Below are 14,302 nucleotides of genomic sequence, written 5' to 3' on the forward strand. Positions count from 1 at the left end.
CTCGCCAACATAGAACAACCCGCCCGCCGCCTTGGCGGGCATTTGCTTTTGGGGAATGTCCATGACCAAGCCTACGGTCAGCGAAGACCAGTTTATCGACCTGTGGCGCCGTTACGGCGGCGCTGCTGCGCTGGCCCGCCACCTCGGCATCAGCGAGCGGGCCGTGTTGAGCCGTCGCCGCGGCATCGAAGCCAAGCGCGGTATCACGCTGGCTGCCGGCGTGTCTATTGGCGGAAAAGCCAATGCGCCCGAGGTGGTGGCCGAGGTGCCGCCGCCCGACGCCGAGCTGCGCGCCTTGCGTACCCAGCTGGCCGCCGCCCAGCGCGACCAGCTCGATGCCGAGTTCGTTAAACGCAAAATCATCGGCCTGAGCAAATCCACCATCGACGTGCCAAGATGGACCGTGCGCGCACCGGCCCGCCCGGGCGAGCTTGGCGTGCCGACGCTGTTTGCCAGCGACTGGCACTGGGCCGAGGTGGTCGACCCGCGTCAGATCAACGGGGTGAACGAGTACAACCTGGAAATCGCCCATCGTCGCGCCCGCAAGATGGTCGAGCGCACCATCCACCTGCTGCGTAACTGTTTCGCCGGCGCGCGCTACCCCGGCATCGTGTTTGCCCTGGGTGGCGACATGGTCAGCGGCGACATCCACGAGGAGCTGCAGGCCACCAACGAGATGGAAATCATGCCGACGGTGGTCGACCTGATCGGCGTGCTGCGCTGGTGCATTCAGACTTTGGCCGACGAGTTCGGGCGCGTGTTCGTGCCGTGCGTGTCCGGCAACCACGGCCGCAACACCAAGAAGATCAGGGCCAAGGGTAGAAATTTCACGTCGTTCGACTGGCTGATCTACGTGATGCTGGCCCAGCAATTTGCCGACGACCCGCGTGTCTCGTTCCTGATCCCGGATGGCCCGGACGCCTATTGGAAGGTCTACGGCACGCGCTACATGCTCACCCACGGCGACGAGTTCCGCGGTGGCGACGGCATGATCGGCGCCCTCGGTCCCATCGTGCGCGGTGACCACCGCAAGCGCAGCCGCTCCGGCCAAATCGACCAGGGTTACGACGTGCTGCTGGTCGGCCATTTCCACCAGCTCATCCAGCTGCAACGCCTGATCGTCAACGGCTCGCTCAAGGGCTACGACGAATTCGCCTGGCGCTGTGGTTTCGGCTATGAGCGAGCGCGGCAGGCGCTGTGGATCACGCACCCGGAGCACGGCATCACGTTCTCGATGCCGGTCAACGTCGACGACGGCCCGGCTGGTACGGCGCAGGCGGCTGACTGGGTAAGCTGGCCGGCGGCGGCCTAGCCGTCCAACTGTCCGGAATTTTCGAAGGTTCAACCGCTCACCGTGCCGCGCGCGGGAATGCGGCAGAGGCCCTGTGTCAGCGATGACATGGGGCCTCGGTCATTTCAGGAGGCATCATGCCGCTCACGCTCGACCAGCTGAAACAGATCATGCCCAACGCCCGCGACAAAGCGGGCATTTTTCTTGGGCCGCTCAACCTGGCCATGAAGGAATTCGGCATTACCGAAAGCACCCAGCGCGTCGCGATGTTCTTGGCGCAGATCGCCCATGAGTCCGGTGAGTTTCGCCATGTGCGAGAGCTGGGCTCTGACGCCTACCTGGAGAAATACGATACCGGCCCCATCGCCACACGCCTCGGCAATACGCCGGCCGATGATGGTGACGGCCAACGCTATCGCGGGCGGGGCCTGATCCAGATCACTGGCCACGACAACTACGCGCGCTGCGGCGCTGCCCTCGGCCTGCCACTGCTCGAGCGTCCCGAGCTGCTGGAAAACCCAGTCAACGCCTGCCGCTCTGCGGCGTGGTTCTGGGGCAGCAAGGGGCTCAACGCCTTGGCTGACAAGGGGGCGTTTGACGCTGTCACGGCCCGGATCAACGGTGGTCAGAACGGGCGAGAGGCGCGGCGGGAGTTCTGGTTTAAGGCGCTTTCTGTACTGGAGGTGAAGTGAGCATGGAGCTTTCGAAAAAGCTGCGTTCTGGCGCGGGTGGCGCCCTCACGTTCTGGTGTCCCGGGTGCAAAGACACCCATACGATCAGCCATGGTGCCGGCCACGGGCCGCGCTGGGGCTGGAATGGTAATGCAGAGTCACCAACGTTCACGCCATCCGTTCTTGTGCGGTCCGGGCATTACGTGCCCGGGTGCGATCCCGAGTCCTGCTGGTGCACGTACAACGCTGAGCACCCTGACGAACCGGCGCCGTTTGTATGTGGTATCTGCCATTCGTTTGTAACTGATGGGCAGATCCAGTTCCTGAGCGACAGCACCCATGAGCTAGCGGGGCGGACTGTTCCGCTGCCTGATTTGCCTCAAAGGGAGGCGTGACGATGGACGCGCTCAAATCCTACGGACGAATCTTCCTGACCGTGCTGATTGCCGCGGCTCTGGTGGGTGCCTACTGGCTCGGTGGGCATCGCCAGCGTCAGGCCGATGAGATCGACAGGCTCTCGCAACAAAATGCTGCCGTGGCCGAGGCGCTGCAGATCGAGCGCCGCGCGGCTTCGCTCGGCCAGGTGCTGGCGGCCGGCGAGCAGGCCAGGACAACCGCGCGCGAGGCGCAGACAAAAATCGTAACAAGCGAGGTGGTGAGGTATGTGGAAAGAGAGAAAGCCCAAGCGGCTGCTGGTGGCGCTGTGGTGCGGCTGGATGCTGACTGGGTGCGCGGGCACGACCTCGCTGCAGCAGTGCCAGCCGAGACCGGAGCCGAGCCCGTTCTTGCTGGAGAAGCCGGACCAGCTACAGCCGGTGAAGCGCTCGAAGCCGTTGCCGGCAACTACGCCCAGTGTCAGCGCTGGCGCGACCAAGTGATCGGATGGCAGGAGTGGTGGAGGGGCGCGCCGGATGGTTAAGGTGGGCGTTGGATGTTGGCTAGGCCAGCGCCTTCAGCACCTTCGGCACGTCTTGCGACGCGCGGCCGGTCATGATCAGGGATTGCTGCCACCTGCCATAGGGGGTGGTTCAGGCTCCACTCTTGTATTTACGGCTACCTGCAGCGACGGCGTCTGCTCTCCAGTTGCCATTTTGTCCAGATAGTCCGCCCAGCACTGCAGCATTTTCCGGCGCTCCTCCAGGTATTTGGCCCGGTTATATGCCGCGCGGACCTTGTTTGGCTCCTTGTGCGATAGCTGGCGCTCGATGGCGTCTGGGTTGAAGCCGGCCTCGTTCAATATCGTCGATGCGGTCGCGCGGAAACCATGAGTGACAACATGGCCATGTGCCTTATTGTTGCCGCCGTATCCCATGCGCTCATACGCCTTCAGCGGCGTGGCCTCGCTCATATGGTTCTTGCGATAGCGGAAGCTTGGGAACACGTAGTTGCTGTCACCCAGTTTGAACGCCTGCAACTGGCGGAAAATTTCAACGGCCTGGCGGGGCAGGGGGACGACATGCGCGCTGGCATTTGCCATCAGCTTGCGCTTCAGCTTCCGTGTTTCCGGCGGGATTTCCCATACGCCAGCCTCAAGGTCTATGTGATCCCATTCCGCGCGTACGGTTTCGCCGATGCGGGTAAACAAGATCATGATGAGTTGCACTAGGTACTTGGTTTGCAGGGTGATGCGATCGGTGGTTGACAGGGCATCAAGGAACGCTGGCAAGTCCTCCTGCTCAAGCGCTGGCTGAGGGGCTGATACTGGCGAAATAAACTCGTCAACCAGCGCCGCCGCAGGGTTTGACGATGCTCGGCCGGTCACTTCCGCCCGCCGGAAAATTGCGGTGCATCGCTCGCGCAGGCGCTTAGTTGTATCGTGCAGGCCCAGTTGCTCGACTTTCCGCAGCTCCAGCATTAGTTCCATGGCTGTGATCTGGGCAATTGGGCGGTCGCCCAGAGCCGGGAAGAGGTACATCTCAAGACTGCGGAGGACGGCGGCGGCATGTCGTGGTGCCCACTCCGCGGCCATTTTTTCGTGCCACTCGATGGCCACGGCCCTAAAGCTCGATGCGTCCTCTATGGTCTGATCCCGCTTGATCGCCTTTTTTTTCTCGCCTGGGTCAACGCCATCAGCAAGCAGGCGGCGTGCGGCATCCTTTTTTTGGCGGGCCTCCTTGATTGACACTTCCGGATAGACACCGATGGCTAGGGACTTCTCTTTGCCGCCAAACCGGTACTTCAGGCGCCAGTACTTCGCGCCGGTTGGCATCACCCACACATAAAGGCCTTGCCCATCTGGCACCTTCAGCGGCTTGCCATCAGCTCGCGGGCTAAGGCTGTCTATCGCTACCTTCGTCAACGCCATCATGTCCCCTTGTATGCGTGGGGGTATCCGATTTTTTAAATCCCCCCATATATCCCCCCTGGTTGCACCGGCTTGGGGCATTCAGTACCGGACTGTACCGGACATAAAAAAGCCGCGCAACCCAATGATTGCGCGGCTTTCCGGTTTTTAGCTTACGGCGTAGGCCTTTATTCTGCTCTCATCTGCGGGAACAGGATGACGTCGCGGATCGACGGGGCATCGGTCAGCAGCATCACCAGGCGGTCGATGCCGATGCCGCAGCCGCCGGTCGGCGGCAGGCCGAATTCCAGCGCGCGGATGTAGTCGGCGTCGTAGTGCATCGCCTCGTCGTCACCGGCATCCTTCTGCTGAACCTGGGCCAGGAAACGGGCGGCCTGGTCTTCCGGATCATTCAACTCCGAGTAGCCGTTGGCGAGCTCGCGGCCGACCACGAACAACTCGAAGCGCTCGGTGATGCCGGGGTGCTTGTCCGAACCGCGCGCCAGCGGCGACACTTCCACCGGGTAGTCGACGATGAAGGTCGGGTTCCACAGCTGGCTCTCGGCGCACTCTTCGAACAGCGACAGCTGCAGGCCGCCGATGCCGTCGGTGAGTACCGGCTTGCCACCGAGACGGGCGATCTCTTCCTTCAGCCAGGCACGGTCGTGAAGCTGTTCGTCAGTGTACTGCGGGTTGTACTTCTTGATGGCGCCGGCGATGGTCAGGCGCTCGAACTTCGACAGGTCGACCGTCTTGCCCTGGTACTGGATGTGCAGCGTGCCGAGCAGTTCCTTGGCCAGCTTCTGGATCACGCCCTCGGTCATCTCCATCATGCGCTGGTAGTCCGAGTAGGCCTCGTAGAACTCCATCATGGTGAATTCGGGGTTGTGGCGCGTGCTCATCCCTTCGTTACGGAAGTTGCGGTTGATCTCGAACACGCGCTCCAGGCCGCCCACCACCAGCCGCTTCAGGTACAGCTCCGGGGCGATGCGCAGGTACAAGGGCATGTCCAGCGCGTTGTGGTGCGTGACGAACGGCTTGGCCGTGGCGCCGCCCGGGATCGGGTGCATCATCGGCGTTTCGACTTCCAGGTAACCCTCGTCCACCATGTAGGAGCGGATGCCCTGGACGATCTGCGAGCGTTTGGTGAACACGTCACGCGACTGCTCGTTCATGATCAGGTCGAGGTAACGCTGGCGGTACTTCTGCTCCTGATCGGTCAGGCCGTGGAATTTCTCCGGCAGCGGACGGATGTTCTTCGACAGCAGGCGCACTTCGCCGGCCTGCACCGTCAGTTCGCCGGTCTTGGTTTTGAACAGCGTGCCGCGGGCGGCGACGATGTCGCCCATGTCCCAGTGCTTGAACTGGTCATGCAGCTCGATGCCGGTCTTGTCGTTCGAGACGAAGATCTGGATGCGGCCGCTGCCGTCCTGCAGCGTGGCGAAGCTGGCCTTGCCCATGACGCGCTTGAGCATCATGCGGCCGACCACCGCCACCTCGATCTGTTCGCCTTCCAGCTGTTCGCGCTCCTTATCGTCGTGCGCATCGTGTAGTTGGCGCGCCATGTGGCTACGGCGGAAGTCGTTGGGGAAGGCGACGCCCTGTTCGCGGATGGCCTTCAGCTTCTGGCGGCGTTCCGCCATGATCTGGTTCTCATCGAGGGCGGGGGCAGTTTGTTCGTGTTCTGACATAGTGACTCCAATGGCAATCTTTTATCTGGGGCGGAGGGTGCGGTTCCGCCCCGTCAGCAAGACGGGCTTAGACGCCCTGCTTGAGGCTTTCTTCGATGAAGCCGTCGAGGTCGCCGTCCATCACGGACTTGATGTTGCCGACCTCGTAGCTGGTGCGCAGATCCTTGATGCGCGACTGGTCGAAGACGTAGGAGCGGATCTGGTGGCCCCAGCCCACGTCGGTCTTGGTGTCTTCCAGCGCCTGCTTGGCTTCGTTGCGCTTTTTCAGCTCCAGTTCGTAGAGCTTGGCGCGCAGCATCTGCATCGCTTCGTCGCGGTTGCGGTGTTGAGAACGGTCGTTCTGGCACTGCACCACGATGCCGGTCGGGTTGTGCGTGATGCGCACCGCCGAGTCGGTCTTGTTGATGTGCTGGCCGCCGGCGCCGGAGGCGCGGTAGGTGTCCACGCGCAGGTCGGCCGGGTTGATCTCGATCACGAACGAGTCGTCCACTTCCGGGTAGACGAATACCGAGGAGAACGAGGTATGGCGGCGGGCGTTGGAGTCGAACGGCGAGACGCGCACCAGGCGATGCACGCCGACTTCGGTGCGCAGCAGGCCGTAGGCGTATTCGCCACTGATCTTCAGCGTGGCGCTGGTGATGCCGGCCACTTCGCCTTCGGATTCTTCCAGGATTTCGACCTTGAAGCCCTTGCGCTCGGCGTAGCGGGTGTACATGCGCAGCAGCATGCCGGCCCAGTCTTGTGCCTCGGTGCCGCCGGCGCCGGCCTGGATGTCCAGGAAGCAGTTGTTCGGGTCCATCGGGTCGTGGAACATGCGGCGGAATTCGAGCTGGGCCAGTTTGGCCTCTGCCTCGGCCAGGTCGTCCTGCACCGCGAGAATGGTGTCGGCATCGTTTTCTTCGCGCGCCATGTCGAACAGGTCGCGGCTGTCGTTGACTGCGCCGCTGATGCTGTCGATGACCAGTACCACGTCTTCCAGTTGCTTGCGTTCGCGGCCCAGGTCCTGGGCGCGCTTGGGGTCGTTCCAGATTTCCGGGTCTTCGGTCAGACGGACGACTTCTTCCAGACGGTCACATTTGCCGTCGTAGTCAAAGATACCCCCGAATGGCGGTGGCACGGCTCGCCAGATCTGCAATCTTGGCGTCGATCTGGTTCAGAACTTCGACTTCGATCATCTCAACAACTCCCAATTCGCTATACGTAAAAACAGAAAATGCAGGCCCGATCAAAGACAAAAAGCGCACCTCGCGGTGCGCTTTTGCATGAACCGGGCTAATGCTATCAGAGCAGATGGGCAACGCCCGCGCGCTCTTCTTCCAGTTCGGCCAGGGTCAGGTTCATGCGTTCGCGGCTGAACTCGTCGATCTCAAGGCCTTGAACAATCGTGTATTTGCCATTTTCGCACACAACCGGGAAGCCGTACATGACGCCTTCCGGAATGCCGTAGGAGCCGTCGGACGGGATGCCCATGGTCACCCACTTGCCGTTGGTGCCCAGCACCCAGTCATGGATGTGGTCGATGGCGGCGTTGGCAGCCGAGGCGGCCGACGACAGGCCGCGTGCTTCGATGATGGCGGCGCCGCGCTTGCCCACGGTCGGCAGGAACACATCGCGGTTCCAGGCTTCGTCGTTGATCTTGGCCTTGAGCGATTCGCCGTTCACGGTGGCGAAGCGGTAGTCGGCGTACATGGTCGGGGAGTGGTTGCCCCAGACCAGCATGTGCTCGATGTCGGATACGGCGGTACCGGTCTTGGCCGCGAGCTGCGACAGGGCGCGGTTGTGGTCAAGGCGCAACATGGCGGTGAAGTTTTTCGGATCGAGGTCCGGAGCGCTGTTCATGGCGATGTAGGCGTTGGTGTTGGCCGGGTTGCCGACGACCAGTACTTTTACGTTGCGGTCGGCGTGATCGTTCAGCGCCTTGCCCTGAACGGTGAAGATGGCGCCGTTGGCTTCCAGCAGGTCCTTGCGTTCCATGCCTTTGCTGCGCGGACGGGCGCCGACCAGCAGGGCGACCTGAGCATCCTTGAAAGCCACGTTCGGGTCGTCGGTGGCGATCATGCCGGCCAGCAGCGGGAAGGCGCAGTCTTCCAGTTCCATCATCACGCCTTTGACGGCGGTCTGGGCCTGCGGCAGGTCCAGAAGTTGCAGGATGACGGGCTGGTCTTTACCGAGCATTTCACCGCTGGCAATGCGGAACAGCAGGCTATAACCAATCTGGCCGGCTGCACCGGTCACGGCAACGCGTACAGGGGCTTTCATCAGGAGGCACTCCTTTATTCGACGTGAGATGTGAGGGAATGTTGCTGCGCAATAAATGGCTGCGACCAAGAAGTCTACCACGAGGTCCGGCGCTTGTGGCCGTGGATTCCCCATCACTTTTTCTGATATCATCGATAATGACTTATGTCTTATATAAGACTGCTATTTACGCTTGATTTGTTTGGTGATAAAAAGTACACAACATGAATCGCAACCAGCTCCGCCGCCGGCCGTTGTATGAACAAATCAAGTCGCTCCTGCTGCTGCGAATCAATGACGGCGAGTGGCAGGTGGACGAGGCGCTGCCTAGTGAATGGGACTTGGCCGAAGAGCTGTCGGTTAGCCAGGGCACCATCCGTCGGGCCTTGACCGAACTAGTCCAGGATGAAGTTCTGTACCGCCAGCAAGGCAGGGGGACATTCGTCGCTGAGTCCGTCAGCGATTGGGGTGATGCCTTGCTCAGTGCTCCGGGCGCGATGGGGGCGGGCGGTGCCGCTCCGCTGGTCGAACTGCTGAGTTGCTCCCGTGCCAATGCTTCGGTGGAGATGGCCGAGGCCCTCGGGTTGCGTCGTAGCGAACCGCTATGGCGATTGAGGCAGTTGTGGCGCTATCAGGGGCAGCCGATCGCGCTCGACGATGCCTACCTGTCGTGCGAAAAGTTCGAAGGGCTCGACGCCCGATGGCTGCGGCAGTTCGGTGGCGGGGTGTACGCCACGCTACAGCGTCGCTACGGGGTCAGGGTGATGGTGAAGTCGGTGCAGTTTCGGGCCGAGCTCCTGCCCCGGGAAGAGGCCTCGCTGCTGGGGCAGGTGACCAGCATCGAAGTGCCGGCCTTGTCGCTGCTGCGACTGTCGGTGTCGATGACCGGAGAGCCGGTCGAATGGCGCCAGCGTTACTGCCTGACGCAACAATTCGCTTATGTCGTCACGCCCTAGATCAACGGCGAAGCAGGGATTTCTTGCGGTGGGCCGCGGATCCCATAATTGGGTAAAAACGACAGGATTTTGTAAAAACCGGCCAAGCCGGTGAGGGTTTTTGATAAAATTCCGGGTTCATGTTGCACCTGCAGCAAGCGAGTCGACGCAGTGGGGTGCAGCGTGAGAGTCGAATCGACGGTCGTGCGCTTTACAAAACAAAATGCGATCGTCACTGGGCGGCTTCAGTCATGAAGCCACGGTATAACCACTTGGTTAAAAAAAGCATCCAAGGAAGCCATATGCAGAAGCAACGACCAAAGCACTTGGATCTGGCCAAGATCAGGCTACCCATCCCGGGTATCGTCTCGATCTTGCACCGGATCAGCGGTGTCGCGCTGTTCTTTTCTCTCCCTCTCTTGATTTACCTCCTCCACGGAACCCTCAGTTCGGCTGAGGCATTCGATGCCTATCGTGCCGTGGTCTCCCACCCCCTGATGAAGCTGGTTCTGATTGGTCTGCTGTGGGCCTTCATGCACCATTTCTGCGCTGGCATTCGCTTCCTGTTCCTGGATGTGCACAAAGGCCTCGAGCTGCAAACCGCTCGTGCTACCGCCAAGTCCGTGATCGTTATCAGTCTTGTCCTGACTGTCATCCTGGGGGTCGTTCTATGGTAAACCGCATCGTCGTCGGCGCTCATTACGGTCTGCGCGACTGGGTTCTGCAGCGCGTCACTGCCGTGATCATGGCGATCTACACCTTCGCGCTGGTGTTGTTTCTGTTGGCCATGCCGTCCAGCTATGAAGGCTGGAAAGCATTCTTCGGCCAGACCTGGGTGCAGGTGCTGACCCAGACCACCCTGCTGGCTGTGTTCATGCACGCCTGGGTTGGTATCCGTGACCTGTGGATGGACTACATCAAGCCGGTTGGCGTGCGTCTGACGCTGCACGTACTCACGCTGGTATGGCTGGTGTCCTGTGTTATTTACTCGATTAAAGTGGTATGGGGGCTGTAATGGGCGTACCTGTTCGTCGGTTTGATGCTGTCATCGTTGGCGGCGGTGGCGCGGGTCTGCGTGCGGCCCTGCAATTGTCCGAGTCCGGCCTGAAAACGGCCGTACTGTCCAAAGTATTCCCGACCCGTTCGCACACGGTTGCGGCACAGGGTGGCATTTCCGCCTCGCTCGGCAACGTGCAGGAAGACCATTGGGAATGGCATATGTACGACACCGTGAAGGGGTCGGACTGGCTGGGTGACCAGGATGCCATCGAATTCATGTGCCGCAAGGCGCCCGACGCCGTGATCGAGCTCGAGCATTTCGGCATGCCGTTCGACCGTCTGGAAAACGGCAAGATCTACCAGCGCCCGTTTGGCGGCCATACCCAAAACAATGGCCAGACTCCGGTGCAGCGCGCCTGTGCTGCGGCCGACCGTACCGGCCATGCCATGCTGCACACGCTGTATCAGCGTAACGTGCGCGCCAATACCCAGTTCTTCGTCGAATGGATGGCGCTGGACCTGATCCGCGACGCCGACGGCGATGTTGTCGGTGTGACCGCGCTGGAAATGGAAACCGGCGAAGTGTTCATCCTGCACGCCAAGGCGGTGCTGTTCGCCACCGGCGGTGCCGGCCGTATCTACGCCGCGTCGACCAATGCCTTCATCAATACCGGCGACGGCCTGGGTATGTGCGTGCGTGCCGGCATTCCGCTGGAAGACATGGAGTTCTGGCAGTTCCACCCGACCGGTGTGGCCGGCGCCGGCGTGCTGATCACCGAAGGTGTGCGCGGCGAAGGCGGTATCTTGCTGAACGCCAACGGCGAACGCTTCATGGAGCGCTACGCGCCGAACCTGAAAGACCTGGCTCCGCGTGACTTTGTCGCCCGCTCGATGGAGCAGGAAGTACTGGAAGGCCGTGGCTGCGGTCCGAACAAGGACTACGTGCTGCTCAAGCTGGATCATCTCGGCCCGGACATCATCAAGCAACGTCTGCCGGGTATCCGCGAGATCGCCATCAAGTTCGCCGGCGTCGACCCGATCAAGGAGCCGATCCCGGTCATCCCGACCTGCCACTACATGATGGGCGGTATTCCGACCAACTACCGTGGCGAAGTGGTGATCCCGCAGGGCGACAACCCCGAATCCCGCGTCAACGGCTTCTTCGCTGCGGGCGAATGCGCCTGCGCCTCGGTGCACGGCGCCAACCGCCTCGGCACCAACTCGCTGCTCGATCTGGTGGTATTCGGCAAATCGGCCGGTGACAGCATGGTCGAGTACATCAAGAACGAGATGCCGACCTGGAAGGATTTGCCGGCCGACGCTGCCGATCGCTCGCTGGCGCGCATCGCCCGTCTCGACGGTCAGACCAACGGCGAAGAAGTGGCCGACGTGCGCACCGCGATGCAGCGCACCGTCCAGGCCCGTGCTGCCGTATTCCGCAACGCGGACAACCTGTCCAAGGGCGTGACGGAAATCCAGCAGGTGGCCGAGCGCGTGAAGCGCACCCAGATCAAGGACAAGTCCAAGGTCTTCAACACCGCCCGCGTCGAAGCACTGGAACTGGAAAACCTGATCGAAGTCGCCGTGGCGACCCTGATTGCCGCCGACGCGCGCAAGGAGTCCCGTGGCGCCCACGCCCACGCCGACTTCCCGAACCGCGACGACGAGGTCTGGATGAAGCATTCCCTGTACTACGGTGACGAACGTCGCCTGAGCTACAAGCCGGTACACACCAAGCCGTTGTCGGTGGACTACATCCCGCCGAAAGAGCGTACTTTCTAAGCGGCAAACGGAGATTCAACATGAAGAAAATGCGTTTTTCCATTTACCGCTACGATCCGGACAAGGACGCCAAGCCGTACATGCAGGATTACGAGGTCGAAATCGGCCCGAACGACGTGAAACTGCTGGACGTCATCGTGAAGCTGAAGACCATGGACGACACCCTGTCGTTCCGCCGCTCCTGCCGCGAAGGCATTTGCGGTTCCGACGCCATGAACATCAACGGCAAGAACGGCCTGGCCTGCATCACCGATATCGCCGACCTGGCGGAACCGATCACGCTGCGTCCGTTGCCTGGCCTGCCGGTGATCCGCGACCTGATCGTGGACATGACTCAGTTCTTCAAGCAGTACCACTCGATCAAGCCGTACGTGGTCAACGACAGCCCGCGTCCTGAGCGCGAGCGCCTGCAGTCGCCGGAAGACCGCAAGGAGCTGGACGGCCTGTACGAGTGTATCCTGTGCGCGTGCTGCTCGACGTCGTGTCCGTCGTTCTGGTGGAACCCGGACAAGTTCGTCGGCCCGGCCGGCCTGCTGGCCGCCTACCGTTTCATTGCGGATACCCGCGATGAAGCGACCAGCGAGCGTCTGGATAACCTGGAAGATCCGTACCGTCTGTTCCGTTGCCACTCCATCATGAACTGTGTCGACGTCTGCCCGAAGGGTCTCAACCCGACCAAGGCGATCGGCAAGATCAAGGATCTGATGGTAAGGCGTGCGGTATGACCGACTTTGATCCGGTCGAACTGAAACGGATCCGTTGGCATTCCCGTCGGGGGCTCTTGGAGCTGGATCTGGTGCTGGAGCGGTTCCTCGCCCAGCGCTTCGATTCGCTCTCCCCGGCGGAGATGTCCGCCTACAAGGCGCTCCTCGAACTGCCTGATAATGATTTTCTGGATGTCGTCAACGGCAAGACGGACCTCGACGACCCCGCCATCATGCAGATCGTGGAGATACTGAGGGCGATCTGACGGCCGGCCTGCAAGGCGCACCGATTACAACGACCATAAACCAGACTGGGAGAATTGCTGTGGAAAGCAACCGTAAAGTGACGCTCACTTACAACGAAGGAAAAGACGCTCTGGAACTGCCGGTGCTGGAAGGCACGCTGGGTCCGGACGTGGTGGACATCCGTTCTTTTGGCAAGACCGGTATGTTTACCTTTGACCCGGGTTTCCTGGCGACCGCCAGCTGCGAATCCAAGATCACGTTCATCGACGGTGATCTGGGCCAGCTGTACTACCGCGGTTACCCGATCGAGCAACTGGCCGAGAAGAGCGACTACCTCGAAGTCTGCTACCTGCTGCTGAACGGCGAACTGCCGACCGCCGAGCAGAAGGCCGATTTCGACCGCAAGGTGTTGCGTCACAACATGCTGCACGATCAGATCCTGACCGTGTTCAAGGGCTTCCGCCGCGATGCTCACCCGATGGCGGTGATGGTTGGTGTGGTCGGTGCGTTGTCGGCGTTCTACCACGATTCGCTGGACATCAACGACGCGCACCACCGCGAAGTGTCGGCGCATCGCCTGATCGCCAAGATCCCGAACATCGCCGCTCAGGCCTTCCGCTACAACAAGGGTCTGCCGTTCTCCTATCCGAAGAACGGCCTGTCCTACGCCGAGAACTTCCTGCACATGATGTTCTCGACCCCGTGCGAAGAGTACAAGGTGAACCCGATTACCGCCCGCGCGCTGGACCGCATCTTCACCCTGCACGCCGACCACGAGCAGAACGCGTCGACCTCGACCGTGCGTCTGGCTGGTTCGTCGGGCGCCAACCCGTTCGCGTGTATCGCCGCCGGTATCGCCTGCCTGTGGGGTCCGTCCCACGGTGGTGCCAACGAAGCCGTGCTGAAGATGCTGGACGAGATCGGCAGCGTGGACAACGTGGCCGACTTCATGCAGGGCGTGAAGGACAAGCGCTACAAGCTGATGGGCTTCGGCCACCGCGTGTACAAGAACATGGACCCGCGCGCCAAGATCATGAAGCAGACCTGCGACGAAGTGCTGAACGAACTGGGTCTGCACAACGATCCGAAGTTCAAGCTGGCCATGGAGCTGGAGAAGATCGCCCTGTCCGATCCGTACTTCATCGAGCGCAAGCTGTACCCGAACGTGGACTTCTACTCGGGTATCGTGCTGTCGGCCATCGGCATTCCGGTGTCGATGTTCACCCCGATCTTCGCGCTGGCACGTACCGTGGGCTGGATCAGCCACTGGAACGAGATGATCTCCGATCCGCAGCAGAAGATCGGTCGCCCGCGCCAGCTGTACACCGGCGCAGAACGTCGCGATTACACCGCGGTCGAACAGCGCTGAGTCATCGCTAGGTGAGAGGTTGGCCGAAGCTTCCTTCGGCCAACTTCTCTTCAGCGGCGTGAAAATTCCGTAGCAACGTGGCGACACGAGCC

The 14,302-nt window shown here is 61.3% G+C and carries 16 protein-coding genes; 11 read left to right on the plus strand and 5 right to left on the minus strand.

Annotation, left to right across the window (positions count from 1 at the left end):
• Nucleotides 1-61: 61 nt before the first annotated feature.
• The 4 genes from NH8B_RS04830 (at nt 62) to NH8B_RS04845 (ending at nt 2,881) form a co-directional block, all read left to right on the plus strand.
• On the plus strand, nt 62-1,312 hold the full coding sequence (locus NH8B_RS04830; RefSeq protein WP_014086276.1) for a hypothetical protein: 1,251 nt from the start codon (nt 62-64) through the stop codon (nt 1,310-1,312).
• A 116-nt stretch (nt 1,313-1,428) separates the two neighbouring features.
• Nucleotides 1,429-1,983, plus strand: coding sequence for a glycoside hydrolase family 19 protein (locus NH8B_RS04835; protein WP_014086277.1), 555 nt, complete (start codon nt 1,429-1,431; stop codon nt 1,981-1,983).
• 2 nt (nt 1,984-1,985) lie between these two features.
• Nucleotides 1,986-2,357, plus strand: coding sequence for a DUF6527 family protein (locus tag NH8B_RS21190; protein ID WP_041702832.1), 372 nt, complete (start codon nt 1,986-1,988; stop codon nt 2,355-2,357).
• A 2-nt stretch (nt 2,358-2,359) separates the two neighbouring features.
• Complete coding sequence (locus NH8B_RS04845) at nt 2,360-2,881, plus strand: hypothetical protein (protein WP_014086279.1); 522 nt, start codon at nt 2,360-2,362, stop codon at nt 2,879-2,881.
• A gap of 75 nt (nt 2,882-2,956) precedes the next feature.
• Here NH8B_RS04845 and NH8B_RS04850 read toward each other — a convergent pair whose 3' ends face one another.
• The 4 genes from NH8B_RS04850 to NH8B_RS04865 all read right to left on the minus strand — a co-directional run bounded on the left by NH8B_RS04850 (nt 2,957) and on the right by NH8B_RS04865 (nt 8,196).
• Nucleotides 2,957-4,270, minus strand: a complete 1,314-nt coding sequence (locus NH8B_RS04850) for a tyrosine-type recombinase/integrase (protein ID WP_051002149.1) — start codon at nt 4,268-4,270, stop codon at nt 2,957-2,959.
• Nucleotides 4,271-4,434: 164 nt separating this feature from the next.
• Nucleotides 4,435-5,937, minus strand: a complete 1,503-nt coding sequence (gene lysS, locus NH8B_RS04855) for a lysine--tRNA ligase (RefSeq protein ID WP_014086281.1) — start codon at nt 5,935-5,937, stop codon at nt 4,435-4,437.
• Nucleotides 5,938-6,004: 67 nt separating this feature from the next.
• Nucleotides 6,005-7,109, minus strand: a protein-coding gene (prfB, locus tag NH8B_RS04860) for a peptide chain release factor 2 (RefSeq protein ID WP_148283018.1) whose coding sequence is annotated in 2 segments (ribosomal slippage) — nt 6,005-7,027 and nt 7,029-7,109 — 1,104 coding nt in all. Because the reading frame shifts where the segments join, the coding sequence is not laid out codon by codon here.
• A 109-nt stretch (nt 7,110-7,218) separates the two neighbouring features.
• Nucleotides 7,219-8,196 carry a malate dehydrogenase gene (locus NH8B_RS04865; protein WP_014086283.1) on the minus strand — a complete coding sequence of 326 codons (978 nt, stop codon included), beginning with the start codon at nt 8,194-8,196 and terminating at the stop codon, nt 7,219-7,221.
• 233 nt (nt 8,197-8,429) lie between these two features.
• Between NH8B_RS04865 and NH8B_RS04870 the strand changes: the two genes are divergently transcribed.
• Entirely contained in the window at nt 8,430-9,131 is a 702-nt protein-coding gene (locus tag NH8B_RS04870) for a GntR family transcriptional regulator (protein ID WP_232503524.1), read from the plus strand.
• Here the strand turns inward: NH8B_RS04870 and NH8B_RS20760 are convergent.
• The gene (locus tag NH8B_RS20760) at nt 9,128-9,346 is read right to left on the minus strand and encodes a hypothetical protein (RefSeq protein ID WP_148282941.1); all 219 of its coding nucleotides are present in this window, start codon (nt 9,344-9,346) and stop codon (nt 9,128-9,130) included. The two genes, NH8B_RS04870 and NH8B_RS20760, sit on opposite strands and share 4 nt — an antisense overlap.
• A gap of 66 nt (nt 9,347-9,412) precedes the next feature.
• Here NH8B_RS20760 and sdhC point away from each other — a divergent pair, with 66 nt between their 5' ends.
• Genes sdhC through gltA form a run of 6 tightly spaced genes read left to right on the plus strand, consistent with a single transcriptional unit; the run spans nt 9,413 to nt 14,210 of the window.
• Entirely contained in the window at nt 9,413-9,787 is a 375-nt protein-coding gene (gene sdhC / locus NH8B_RS04875) for a succinate dehydrogenase, cytochrome b556 subunit (protein WP_014086285.1), read from the plus strand.
• A complete protein-coding gene (gene sdhD, locus NH8B_RS04880; RefSeq protein WP_008953141.1) occupies nt 9,781-10,125 on the plus strand; it encodes a succinate dehydrogenase, hydrophobic membrane anchor protein in 345 nt (114 codons plus the stop codon). Before sdhC ends, sdhD begins: the two co-directional genes overlap by 7 nt.
• A complete protein-coding gene (gene sdhA, locus NH8B_RS04885; RefSeq protein ID WP_014086286.1) occupies nt 10,125-11,891 on the plus strand; it encodes a succinate dehydrogenase flavoprotein subunit in 1,767 nt (588 codons plus the stop codon). Before sdhD ends, sdhA begins: the two co-directional genes overlap by 1 nt.
• Nucleotides 11,892-11,911: 20 nt before the next feature.
• Nucleotides 11,912-12,616 (plus strand): succinate dehydrogenase iron-sulfur subunit, encoded by a 705-nt coding sequence (locus NH8B_RS04890; RefSeq protein WP_008953139.1) that lies wholly within the window; start codon nt 11,912-11,914, stop codon nt 12,614-12,616.
• Nucleotides 12,613-12,861 carry an FAD assembly factor SdhE gene (locus NH8B_RS04895; protein WP_014086287.1) on the plus strand — a complete coding sequence of 83 codons (249 nt, stop codon included), beginning with the start codon at nt 12,613-12,615 and terminating at the stop codon, nt 12,859-12,861. Before NH8B_RS04890 ends, NH8B_RS04895 begins: the two co-directional genes overlap by 4 nt.
• A gap of 59 nt (nt 12,862-12,920) precedes the next feature.
• Nucleotides 12,921-14,210: a citrate synthase gene (gene gltA / locus NH8B_RS04900; protein WP_014086288.1), complete on the plus strand. Its 1,290-nt coding sequence runs from the start codon at nt 12,921-12,923 to the stop codon at nt 14,208-14,210.
• Nucleotides 14,211-14,302 lie beyond the last annotated feature (92 nt).

This window comes from Pseudogulbenkiania sp. NH8B, assembly GCF_000283535.1.
In the GTDB taxonomy this organism is placed as follows: domain Bacteria; phylum Pseudomonadota; class Gammaproteobacteria; order Burkholderiales; family Chromobacteriaceae; genus Pseudogulbenkiania; species Pseudogulbenkiania ferrooxidans.

Excerpts from the sequence above, each read along its gene's own strand:
- NH8B_RS04830 (WP_014086276.1), top strand. The coding sequence starts at position 62 with ATGACCAAGCCTACGGTCAGCGAAGACCAGTTTATCGACCTGTGGCGC.
- NH8B_RS04835 (WP_014086277.1), top strand. The coding sequence starts at position 1,429 with ATGCCGCTCACGCTCGACCAGCTGAAACAGATCATGCCCAACGCCCGC.
- NH8B_RS21190 (WP_041702832.1), top strand. The coding sequence starts at position 1,986 with ATGGAGCTTTCGAAAAAGCTGCGTTCTGGCGCGGGTGGCGCCCTCACG.
- NH8B_RS04845 (WP_014086279.1), top strand. The coding sequence starts at position 2,360 with ATGGACGCGCTCAAATCCTACGGACGAATCTTCCTGACCGTGCTGATT.
- NH8B_RS04850 (WP_051002149.1), bottom strand. The coding sequence starts at position 4,270 with ATGATGGCGTTGACGAAGGTAGCGATAGACAGCCTTAGCCCGCGAGCT.
- lysS (WP_014086281.1), bottom strand. The coding sequence starts at position 5,937 with ATGTCAGAACACGAACAAACTGCCCCCGCCCTCGATGAGAACCAGATC.
- NH8B_RS04865 (WP_014086283.1), bottom strand. The coding sequence starts at position 8,196 with ATGAAAGCCCCTGTACGCGTTGCCGTGACCGGTGCAGCCGGCCAGATT.
- sdhC (WP_014086285.1), top strand. The coding sequence starts at position 9,413 with ATGCAGAAGCAACGACCAAAGCACTTGGATCTGGCCAAGATCAGGCTA.
- sdhD (WP_008953141.1), top strand. The coding sequence starts at position 9,781 with ATGGTAAACCGCATCGTCGTCGGCGCTCATTACGGTCTGCGCGACTGG.
- sdhA (WP_014086286.1), top strand. The coding sequence starts at position 10,125 with ATGGGCGTACCTGTTCGTCGGTTTGATGCTGTCATCGTTGGCGGCGGT.
- NH8B_RS04890 (WP_008953139.1), top strand. The coding sequence starts at position 11,912 with ATGAAGAAAATGCGTTTTTCCATTTACCGCTACGATCCGGACAAGGAC.
- NH8B_RS04895 (WP_014086287.1), top strand. The coding sequence starts at position 12,613 with ATGACCGACTTTGATCCGGTCGAACTGAAACGGATCCGTTGGCATTCC.